Origin of the sequence: Parvimonas parva (assembly GCF_016552165.1) — a bacterium.
Classification (GTDB): domain Bacteria; phylum Bacillota; class Clostridia; order Tissierellales; family Peptoniphilaceae; genus Parvimonas; species Parvimonas parva.
The window spans coordinates 45,471-57,342 of sequence record NZ_JACVDA010000013.1 but is presented as its reverse complement, the minus strand read 5'-3'; the positions used below and the strand labels follow the sequence as shown (position 1 = coordinate 57,342).

General features: G+C 34.9%; 4 protein-coding genes. All 4 read right to left on the bottom strand.

Going from position 1 to position 11,872, the window contains the following annotated elements; genetic code table 11:
* Nucleotides 1–89: 89 nt before the first annotated feature.
* Nucleotides 90–977, bottom strand: a complete 888-nt coding sequence (locus IBJ83_RS05515; RefSeq protein WP_201275683.1) for a fructose bisphosphate aldolase — start codon at nt 975–977, stop codon at nt 90–92.
* A gap of 534 nt (nt 978–1,511) precedes the next feature.
* Nucleotides 1,512–4,361: a DUF1542 domain-containing protein gene (locus IBJ83_RS05510; protein ID WP_201275682.1), complete on the bottom strand. Its 2,850-nt coding sequence runs from the start codon at nt 4,359–4,361 to the stop codon at nt 1,512–1,514.
* 272 nt (nt 4,362–4,633) lie between these two features.
* Entirely contained in the window at nt 4,634–4,753 is a 120-nt protein-coding gene (locus IBJ83_RS08420) for a MarR family transcriptional regulator (protein ID WP_231698880.1), read from the bottom strand.
* Between the two features lie 438 nt (nt 4,754–5,191).
* Nucleotides 5,192–11,851, bottom strand: a complete 6,660-nt coding sequence (locus IBJ83_RS05500) for a Cna B-type domain-containing protein (protein WP_201275681.1) — start codon at nt 11,849–11,851, stop codon at nt 5,192–5,194.
* Nucleotides 11,852–11,872 lie beyond the last annotated feature (21 nt).

Here is an 11,872-nt window from a genome sequence, read left to right as displayed (position 1 = left end):
TGACTATCCTAAAAAAATATTCAATTACAAAACGCCTAGAGAATTATTTTTATGTGGCTAATTTATTCTTGCAATTTTGGTTTTTTTAATTATTTTCTTGATGCTTGGAATATGCTTTCGATTGATGCATCAAGCATTTTATCAAATTCTTCTTGTGTTTGGTTTACATTTAAACCTTCTGATAAAGCTCTTGAGAAACTTGCTATAACTCCGTTGTTCTTAGCTAAAAGTTCGTTTGATTCTTCTCTTGTGTATCCACCTGAAAGGGCAACAACTCTAACAACCCTCTTATGTTCAACTAATTCTTTATAGAAATTAGAAACTGTTGGTAATGTAAGTTTTAACATTACTTCTTGTCCTTCTTCCAACTTATCAAGTTCTTTTAAGATTTCTCTTTTTAAGATTTCTTCACATTTTTCTTTTTCTAAAGAATTTATATCAACTTCAGGTTCAACGATTGGAACAAGTCCCCCTGCAATTATTTGTTTTGCAAAGTCAAATTGTTGTGCTACAACTTCTTTAATAGCATCTTCGTTTGCGCATTTAATTACTGAACGCATTTTTGTTCCGAAAACTCCGTATTCAACACCTTTTTTAACAATTTCTTTTAAATTTGGAATTTCTTTCATAAGTTGAACTCCATTTTTTTCTTCTGCTAAGCCTTTATCAACTTTTAAAAATGAAACTATTCCTTTTTCATTCCATAAATAATCTGGAGTGAATTTACCATTAACTTTTCTTTCCATTGTCATTTCAAATAAAATAGCACCTAAGATACGTTCTTTAGTAAAAGCCTTTGAAGTAACAATTCTTGAACGCATTTCGTGAATTAAATCAAACATTTCAGCTTCGTTTGAATAAGCATCTTCATTTACACCATATAATCTTAATGCTTTCGGTGTACTTCCACCACTTTGGTCTAAAGCCGCTATAAAACCTTCATCATTTTTAATTCTGTTAAATTTTTGTAAATCCATATTTTCTCTCCTTAAAAATTATTAAGTATTTTTTACTTTATGTATATTTTACCATATTTGAGTTAAGTTTGCAAAGTTAGTAAATAGCTTAATTTCAATATTTGCTTAACTTAACTTTTGCTTGAAAAGTGTAAACGAGCGAATTACAAGAGTAATACAAAGACTTTCATAAATGAACTTCCAAATATTAAAGAATTAGAAAAATTAGAAACTATAATAGAAAAAAGAAAGGAATTTTAAAAATGAATAATGTTATATCAATTTTACACGATATTGAATATGGAAGAAAATATTTATGTATAAATATAACAAATGAAATGCTTTTAAAATTAATTGATTTTTTCGAAAAATAAAAAGGAACTTAAAGGGGTGTTCAGTTAGGGATTTGTGAAAACAAAGTTTAACTGATGACCTTTAAGCTGTAAAAAAAGAAATAACGACCATACAAGAGTAAAGATGCTCCTGTGTGGTCGTTTTCTTATGATTATTGAAACTATAATTCTTCTACAATTTTTTCTAAGTCTATTTTTTTATCTAGTTTTCTTCTCTCATTTTGCGTTTTCTCAAAGTTATAAGAATAGCTAACGCTCCACCTGATAATGCTAATAATCCTGTAAATATTCCTACATTTGAACTGTCTCCTGTTTGTGGTACTTTTATATTTACTACAGGTTTTTTTGGATTATTGCTTGGCTTTGCTGGGTCCTTGGAGCCTGGTTTTCCAGGTTCCTTTGGCTCTTTCAATCCGTCTCTTAGGCTCTTTTGGAACTTCTCAATCGCTTTTTCCAGTTTGTCCTTTTGAGCGTCAACATCCGCCTGCTTAGCGTTCTTATCTTCGTTCACTTTCTTTGCTTCCAAAATCGCATCTTCGAGCGCTTTCATTTCATCAGCCGTAGCCCACTTATTTTGAGGATCTACATCTTTTCCGTCAGTGCTTGTCTTGATATCTTTCTTCGCTTCTGTAGCCGCTTTTATCGCTTTTTCGAGTTCGCTCTTGTTAGCCTTTGACTCTTTCAATCCGTTTCTTAGACTTTTTTTGAACTTCTCAATCGCTTTTTCCAGTTTGTCCTTTTGAGCGTCAACAGCCTCCTGCTTAGCGTTCTCATCTTCGTTCACTTTCTTTGCTTCCAAAATCGCATCTTCGAGCGCTTTTTTTTCATCAGCCGTAGTCCACTTATTTTGAGGATCTACATCTTTTCCGTCAGTGCTTGTCTTGATATCTTTCTTCGCTTCTGTAGCCGCTTTTATCGCTTTTTCGAGTTCGCTCTTGTTAGCCTTTGACTCTTTCAATCCGTTTCTTAGACTTTTTTTGAACTTCTCAATCGCTTTTTCCAGTTTGTCCTTTTGAGCGTCAACAGCCTCCTGCTTAGCGTTCTCATCTTCGTTCACTTTCTTTGCTTCCAAAATCGCATCTTCGAGCGCTTTTTTTTCATCAGCCGTAGTCCACTTATTTTGAGGGTCTACGTCTTTTCCATCAGCGCTCGTCTTGATATCTTTCTTCGCTTCTGTAGCCGCTTTTATCGCTTTTTCGAGTTCGCTCTTGTTAGCCTTTGCGACGGGATTAATTTTTCCAATTTCCGCAATAGCATCATCTTTAGCTTTGTTGATTGCTTTTTGACTTTGAGTGGCCTTTTCGGCAGTATCCTCGCTAGATGGCTTCTTCGTGATTTCTGAAATATAACGATCTGCTATTGTTTTTGCTTCTTTCTTGAACTTATCTTTTTCAACCTTAGTTAGATCATTTTTCCCTTCAATTTCATTTTCTTTTTCAGAAAGAGCTTTATTTATTGCAGCAATGGCATTATCCTTTGCGACAGGATTAATTTTTCCAATTTCCGCAATGCCGTTTTCTTTTGCTTGATCAACTCCGGCATTATCAGTAGCTTTTCTAATATTATTTATTGCTGCATCTTTCTCGTCATTAACTCTCTTTATAGCGGTTTGCCTTTCATTTTCACTTAAATCTTTGTTTTGATTTAGAGTGTCTATTTTGTTATCAGCAACTTTAGTAAGAGCATCTATTGCTTGTTGCTCTGTTGATTCTAAGTTTTTCTTTGCTTCTTCAGCAACCTTAAGAGCATCAACATAATCTTTCTTGCTCTTTAATTCAGCAGAGTCAATAAGCTCCTTCATTTTAGTTAATGCTTGATTATATACCTCAACGCTTGCATCTGTTTTTTTCTGAGTATCTATCGGCTTATTTTCGATCAACTTATCATATATTTTCGTAAACACATGTTTTGCCACTCCAGCAGTATCTTGGGTAATACTAAACCCATCACCGAACATAGGAAGAGAATATTTTACACCCCATGATTGATAGCTCATACCTGTACGATTCTTATCAGCTAAACTGATTCTCACCTTATACTCAGTAACACCTTTTTCTAACTCAATTTCTGAACTTGTAAAAAGTCCGGATTTGCCGTTAGGCTTATTTTCAGGTTTAGCCATCAACTCGATAGCGGCTTCATCGCCTATATATCCTGTGCGTATGGTATTTTTGTTCGGATTATTTGGCGTATTTGATATTAGTATCTTTTGCGTACATGTTCCATCGGTAGCTTTCGTAACGGTCATTTTATCATTATTTACATCTTTCGTTGGATCAATAACCGTATCATAAATTTTAGTCTCAGCACCATCTTTTATTGAAAAAACCTCAACTTTGTAGTTGGCTTTACTTCCATCAATATCACCGGTGTATCCAATTCTGAAAGAGACTTTTACACGAGAACCATGCTCCGGTGAATACGCCTTAAAAGTCTTTTCGATACCATCATAACCGGCTAACTCTTTTGCAACCTGAGCTCCTTCTTGGTCATATTTATAATCACTGCCATCATATGCTTTTTGATCTTTATTTTCCCGAGTTCTTGTTCCTGACAAAAGCATAATGTATTCACTGTCCCTATAAAGAGCCTGTTCTTGAAGCCAGACAGTATCATCTATAGTCGAATTAATAACTTCAAGAGGAAAAACATCCTTATTTGTTTTTCTAACAATATGAAATTTCCCATTGTTTACTGCTTTCCAGTTACCAAACATCGAAATATCTAATGATTTACCCCATCCAAGATTCGTGCCTTTTCCTAGCTCATCCCACTTTGTCTTAAGTAATTCATTATTTTCAACTGTTTCTTTCATTATTTTAAGAGTACTCGACATCTGATCTAATGTCATTCCATTAAGATTCTCATTTTTAAAAACTAAATTAGCAGACGGATCATGCGTAGTATTAACACTTAGTCCAGTATTGTTATCAGCATAGACCGTTATAGCACCGCCCTGAGATAAAATCCCAACCGTTCCGATTAAAGCCAAAGAAAGGCAGGCTTTTGCAAAGCGCCATTTACATTTTTGTATATTTTTTAATTTTCTCATATTCTTATACTACCTCCTATAAAATATTGTAGATTGAGCATTTCTATAGTCAGATCATTTTAATTTAACTAAAAATTGACAAGTGTATACACCTATCCATCGGGTAAATACTCTTCATATATATATATATATGCGCAAAAATAGAGGCAGATTTATTCTATCTGTCAAGGATTTTGTCGTTGTTTTTATGACTTGTCACCTCCTATACATAACTTTTAATACACTAATTGTACCAGATAAATTCTATATTGTCTAGCCTTTATATATTCGAATCATTTACAAATATACAATTTAAGAAAATCTTTCTTCTTAAGATTTTTGATAATATTATTAACAGTCTGCTTGGGAGCTCCCAGTTTTTCTGAAATATCTTTTTGACTAGGATTTGTCATCATACCTATTTGGATAAGGATAATAGTCTCTAGGTCACTTAACCCATAAAACTTTACCCTCTCCTTATTAAGGCCATTTGCACACCTCAGCAAAGAAAAAAATAGAGAACATAGGATCAAATTCAAAATTTATAAACCCTATTTTTCTAAAATCAATAATATTTGTTATCTGATACAATCATTATAGTACTATTTAGGACTATATCAAAGGAAGTGTATTTATCTAAAAAAGAAAAACTCACATTGATAATATGTCTCGCTACCTCTCGACATAACGGTATGCGACAAACAATATCATTAAATTCATTTCCTTCGTCGTTCCGAACAAAGTGAGAAATCCCACAAATACGAGACTTCTTCTTCAAGAGATTCATCAACTCTGCTCTACATTTCCTAGTCAAAAAAAGACCGCAAGCCTTAGCTTACGATCTTTTATTATTAATCTTCGTCCTTATTCTTTTTTTCTCTTGTAAAGACTAATCCGACACTTGATACAGCTATCAATACTATATAGATTTCATAGTTTGTCATGACACCTGTAGTTGGAATTGTGGAATTTTTCACATTTGATACTATCTTTGTACCTGTTTTAGATTTTTCTGGTTTTGGATTTTCCGGTTTATCTGGAGTTTCCGGTTCATCCGGTTTATCTGGAGTTTCCGGTTCATCCGGTTTATCTGGAGTTTCCGGTTCATCCGGTTTATCTGGAGTTTCCGGTTTATCCGGTTTATCTGGAGTTGATGGTGTGTCGTCCCCTCCTGGAACCATAGGATCTGGAGGTGTGTCGTCCCCTCCTGGAACCATAGGATCTGGAGTTGGATCTGAAGCTGGGTCTTTAGTATTTGTTACGGTTAGGCCATCTTCTTTTTTAGTATAACCTTCAGGAGTAAAATCATCTCCGTTTTCTTTAACTTCTTTTACTGAATAAATAAATTCCTTGCCATTTCCATCAAATCTATCTAGGTCTTTCCAAGTTACTTTTGTTATACCATTTTCAAGTTTTTTCACTTCTTGATCTTTGACTTCTATTTCTTTACCGTCTTTGATTTTCCTGTAAAGTTTGAAGTAAATAGTTGGTCTTGTTTCACCTTCTTTTAAATCGCCTTTCCAAACTTTATTAGCTTCTGCATCTATTTTCTGATAGGTATTTGTTACTGTAAAGCCTTTATCTATAGATCCAGTTATTTTGTTAGTATAATTTTCTGGAACTTTTTCTTCTTTTACATAATATTCAAATTCCCTACCACTTGGGTCGTGTTTTGGAAGGTTTTTGAAGATATGAGACTGCTCATTACCTCCCTCAGGAGTTGTAGTAAAGTCTCCAACTTTTTCATTAATAGCCTTTCCATCTAAAGCTTGACCTTTTCTCCAAAGTTCAATAGTAGTAGCTGGCTTCTTGCCACCATCCCAGATTTTCTTAACTGTAATATCTATTGGAACTGAAGGATCTGGAGTTGGAGGCACAACTGTATCTTTAGTATTTGTTACGGTTAGGCCATCTTCTTTTTTAGTATAACCTTCAGGAGTAAAATCATCTCCGTTTTCTTTAACTTCTTTTACTGAATAAATAAATTCCTTGCCATTTCCATCAAATCTATCTAGGTCTTTCCAAGTTACTTTTGTTATACCATTTTCAAGTTTTTTCACTTCTTGATCTTTGACTTCTATTTCTTTACCGTCTTTGATTTTCCTGTAAAGTTTGAAGTAAATAGTTGGTCTTGTTTCACCTTCTTTTAAATCGCCTTTCCAAACTTTATTAGCTTCTGCATCTATTTTCTGATAGGTATTTGTTACTGTAAAGCCTTTATCTATAGATCCAGTTATTTTGTTAGTATAATTTTCTGGAACTTTTTCTTCTTTTACATAATATTCAAATTCCCTACCACTTGGGTCGTGTTTTGGAAGGTTTTTGAAGATATGAGACTGCTCATTACCTCCCTCAGGAGTTGTAGTAAAGTCTCCAACTTTTTCATTAATAGCCTTTCCATCTAAAGCTTGACCTTTTCTCCAAAGTTCAATAGTAGTAGCCGGCTTCTTGCCACCATCCCAAACTTTCTTAACTGTAATATCTATTGGAACTGAAGGATCTGGAGTTGGAGGCACAACTGGGTCTTTAGTATTTGTTACAGTTAGGCCATCTTCTTTTTTAGTATAACCTTCAGGAGTAAAATCAGATCCGTTTTCTTTAACTTCTTTTACTGAATAAGTAAATTCATTGCCATTTTCATCAAATCTATCTAAGTCTTTCCAAGTTACTTTTGTTGTACCATTTTCAAGTTTTTTCACTTCTTGATCTTGGACTTCTATTTCTTCACCGTCTTTGATTTTCCTGTAAAGTTTGAAGTAAATAGTTGGTCTTGTTTCACCTTCTTTTAAATCACCTTTCCAAACTTTATTAGCTTCTACATCTATTTTCTGATAGGTATTTGTTACTGTAAAGCCTTTATCCATAGATCCAGTTATTTTGTTAGTATAATCTTTTGGAACATTTTCTTCTTTTACATAATATTCAAATTCTCTACCACTTGGGTCGTGTTTTGGAAGGTCTTTGAAGGTTTTAGACTGCTCATTATCTCCCTCAGGAGTTGTAGTAAATTCTCTAACTTTTTCATCAATTAGAGCTTTTGATTTTTCTCCATCTGTCAAGTCTTCTTTGTATTCTGCCTTGTAGCCCTTTCTCCAAAGTTCAATAGTAGCAGCCGGCTTCTTGCCACCGTCCCAAACTTTCTTAACTGTAATATCTATAATATTTTTATTCGGAGTTTCAGCTTCTCCTGGTTTGACGTTTTTGTTTACTACGGTTAAGGTCTTTTCATAGTCTTTTTTATTATCAGTTTTTTCCAATTTTACTTTTATTGGATCTTTTGATAATTTTGAACTAGTCTTATCATAGTCACCTTCAATGTAATATGGAGTATAACCATGGTTTTCTATTTCTTCAACCTTATAGTCTCCGTCAAATAGATTTTCTAATACTTTTGTTTCGCCAGCAGCTAATTCAAATACTTCTGTATATTCTGTTGGCTCATTATTTTTAGATCCATTTATCTTTGGTCCTGTAACTTTGAATTTAAACTTCAATGGATCTGGAACTGCCATTCTGGTCATCGTTGACTGTTTCTCAACAGGTTGGTTTTCTAGGACTTTTTTGATGGTTAGTTTGCCTTGTGGTTTTTCAAATTTCGCTACAAAGGTGTAGTTATCACAAACTTGATCTGCCTCATTTAATAGACCTTTTGTTGAATCTCCTTGGCGTTCCCAACCTACAAATTGATAGCCCTCATTCGGTACAATTTCTACACCTGTTTTGTCTGAATTATATTCCATCGTATCAGGAACAGGGATATTAGAAAATTTTAAGCCCTTTACAACGTCATAGTGAACAGTTTTTGCTTTATCGCCTTCTTCGAGTTTACCGTTTTCGCCAGCCTTGAAGGTCACTCTGACATAACCATCTGGTGTTTTGCTATTTTCTGGGACTTCTATTAGCCTTACGTCCTTATAATAGAAAGTAATCTCATCTGACCCTGTGCCATTTATTCCAGTGAGTTCATTTGTTTCTTCATTTACATCGAAGAATAGTTGTTGTTGTGGCTTTTCTCCCTCAGCTAAAACCCAACCCGGGATTTTTTTGTAGTTTCTTGCGTCAAAGTCACGTTTGCCACTAACAACTGTTTCTTGTTTGATTATCCCTTTTTTTTCGTCTGCCGAGCCCTTATAGCTTATGTCAACATAGTTAACCTTATACTCACGAGTCCTAATAGGTATATAGAAGAATTTGAAGACATTATTTTCGGCTTTAGAATTATTTTCCATCTTATTGGTTTCTGGGTTTAGTATTTTTTCTGGCTCAACTCTGAGATTTTGATAGAATGAGTTGTTTGCATGCATACGAGTATTATATTCTTCGTATTGTTTTTTTAATTCACCCGTTAATTTTTTACCGAGTTCATCATGAGATGCGAGTAGATACTTCTCGTTTTTCTTAGTTGCGATTGCAGAAGCCATATTCCCCGCTCTTTTACCTTCTAGTGTTACCACTTCTGGATTTGGCTTTCTATTTTTGTCTAAATTAAATTCCCCATCTAAGAAATAGTGTTCTACCTTGACATCGACTCTTTGGTTTGGCACCCAAATTGCCTTTAGGTAGAGAGGAGATACTACATCATTGCCAAAGGCGTAAAGCTCTGGCACCTTGTAATCCTTTATATAATTTTGGGAGCTTTGTGTATCTTTCTCATCTGTGTAATTACCTTTGTCATCCTTCTTGTAGCGGATTACCTCCCAACCCAAGAAGTCATAGCCTTTTTTGGTTGGTTTTTGAGGTTCTACTAGTTTTTGCCTTTGGATGACAGTAAAGATTTGCTTATCGTCTTCATTATCTTCTTTTTTGGCGTAGGTGATTTCTTTCTCATCACCTATGTTACCTTCTTTTATTGTTTTTCTTGTTGTGGTGATATTTGCTTCATCTATTGGATCTAGTTTTCCCCCATCAGGGTCAAAGATTACCTTCCATTTATGGTCAGGCTCACCCCACTTTGCGTATAAGTTAAGTGGGTGATTAGGCATCTTTTCGCCCGGTTTCTCCCAGATAAGCTTAGTGCCGGCAGGGTCTAGAGCCCAGCCTTTAAATACCATTTCGTCTGAAAGGTTGTCCGGACGCTTAACTTTTAATTTGCCATCAGTATCTGTAAATACTAAGTCTGTAAGACCTAATGCTTGTAACTTTTCCGGATTATCCAATAGGTTTTTCGGATTTTCTGTATTATAGCTTTTTTCCTTATCCGCAACAGGGCTTAGAGCCTTTAATGGAAATTTGTAGAAAGTATCTAGTTGGTTTGTTGAGTTAAACTCATTGTCGCCCTTAATCTTTGTCGAGTCGTAGTTAAATCTTAGTGGATACTTGTTACGAGTGTATTCAAATCTAAGGTAGCCGTTTTGGTCAAAATTTTTAGAATCATCATTAGGAAATTCACTCATAAAGTACATCTTGCCCTTTTGTTTAGGCTCTCCATCGTCATCTAATTCTTTAGAATATTCCTCAGGAAAAGGTGTTGTTTCCTCACGTTCTTCATTAAGGTCGTCTAAATCATAGTCGTCATAAAATTGTGACCCTCTTCCTCCTTTTTCCTTTGGTGTAAAACCTTGGAGATCTGGAGGAAGAAAACCCGTATATGATGAATTATCTGTATCAGATTTTATGGTGTAGAGGTCATAATCTATAACTTGTTCACCATCAAAACCATCCAACCAAAAGTCTATGTGGTGGGGCATTGTGTTTTGATCTTGATCAATCCCAAAGGAAAGGTCTGTCATGCTAGCTTGCTTTTTTTTACCATTGCCTAAGTCTATTTCACTAACATAGCCACCTTGATTTATTAATTCAGTAGAATCTATAAAGAGGTTGGCAGAAAGTCTGTAGGGAGGAGTATCCCTAAAAACAACTTTAGGCTTCTTAAGATTTGGTAACCATCCTATACTAGAGTAACCTTTAGTAAATCCCTTTACTTCCTTTACATCATCTGGCCACAAGCCAACCATACTTTGGTTAAAGCGTGCCTTAAAGTGGTAGGGATTGCCAGGCTCTCCTACTTTTACATCTTCGTCTTTCTTTTCATCATATTTGTAGATTTCAGGATAGAAAGTGTTAGCTCCTGTTCCCACGTTAGATTTAGTGAAGTATAGGTCGTAGACTTGTCTGTCGTAGTAAATATTGTAGACAGTCTTACCTGTTGAATCAACAGACTTAATTACATTTGTATTTTTAGGATCCGCATTTTCTTTATCTGTTAATTTTTTGTTGTAAACAAAGAATTTGTTTAGAGCAAGCTCTCCCTTCCAGATCTTTTGTAGGCGTTCTTTGTCTAGGTCCGTAAAGACTATGTCTTCTACAGACTCCTTATCCAAGTCTGGTCTCGAGCCTGTGTTTTGGTCTTTATATACACGAGCGCCTATATAGTCGTACTTGTCTAAAAGTGATGCGTCTTCAGCGTGGTCTGCCTTTTCTGCCCAAAATTGTACTGCATAGTCAGCCTTGTCCTTGTCCTTCCAGACTGCAGTAAAGGTAACTTTCTCTGCCGGCATCATAAAACCAGAATTTAAATCTTTTTCTGAAATTAATGTACCAGCTGTAATTGTAGTGCCATCTTTTTTCTTTAAGTTTACAGATGATTTCCAACCTTGGAATGTACCGCCTACTTTTGTAGGTATGTCTTCATCGGCAATTTTAGGAATTTCTTGTTCATAATAAAGGGTACGAGCTGGAAGTGGTGTTCCACCTTGTGTGTCAAAAACTACATCAAAACGGGCGCGGTTGTAACGATATTCTACAACAAAACCAGTTGTATCATTTGGTACTCGTATCTTGATAAAATCTTGTTCTGGAACAAAGCCTTTTCTATCTTTTTCCTCAAGTGGTTTTATTTCCAAAATAGAAGCAGTGTTACCTGTTTGCTTTGTAGTGATTTCTTTTTGATCATCTCCACCTAAATTTGTATACTTATTTAAGTCTGTGATGTCTTGAAAAACGTGTTTGACTGTTACTTCGTTTTCTTTTCCATAATAAAGAAATTCTTGACTACTTTCATACCCAAGTCCAATTTCTTCGTCACCACTTTTTTTGCCATCTCTTGCTTTTTTTACTATCATATCATAATTAATATTATAATTTTCAATTTTATTTCCTGCATCATTTTTAGGAATGTAATAACCAGAAAATTCAGGTAAGGTAATTGTCTTACTTATCCTAGCTTTTTCTTCTTTTGTTGCAGATTCACCAACACTAGCTATGTAGGGTTGGTCGTTGATTACAAAAGAGGATTTCCCATCAGCATTCTTCATCTCAACCTTATAGTCTGTACGCAAAGTATAGATATTTGGTTGGTCTGGATTTTTTGTGAGACTTTCTACCGTTTCTCCTTCTCCAGGTTTTACTGGTTTTGCAGGAATATTAACTCCTGCCACAGTAGGACATTTATCTTCAGCACTAACCGATTTTGTCAACCCTCCAACCCCATCAGTCGCAAAAACTGGGGCGATATTTGATGCCATCGTGATAGTAGCTATCAAAAGCGCAATAAACTTTTTCGTTTTTTTCATATTTATCTTCCTTTTCACAAT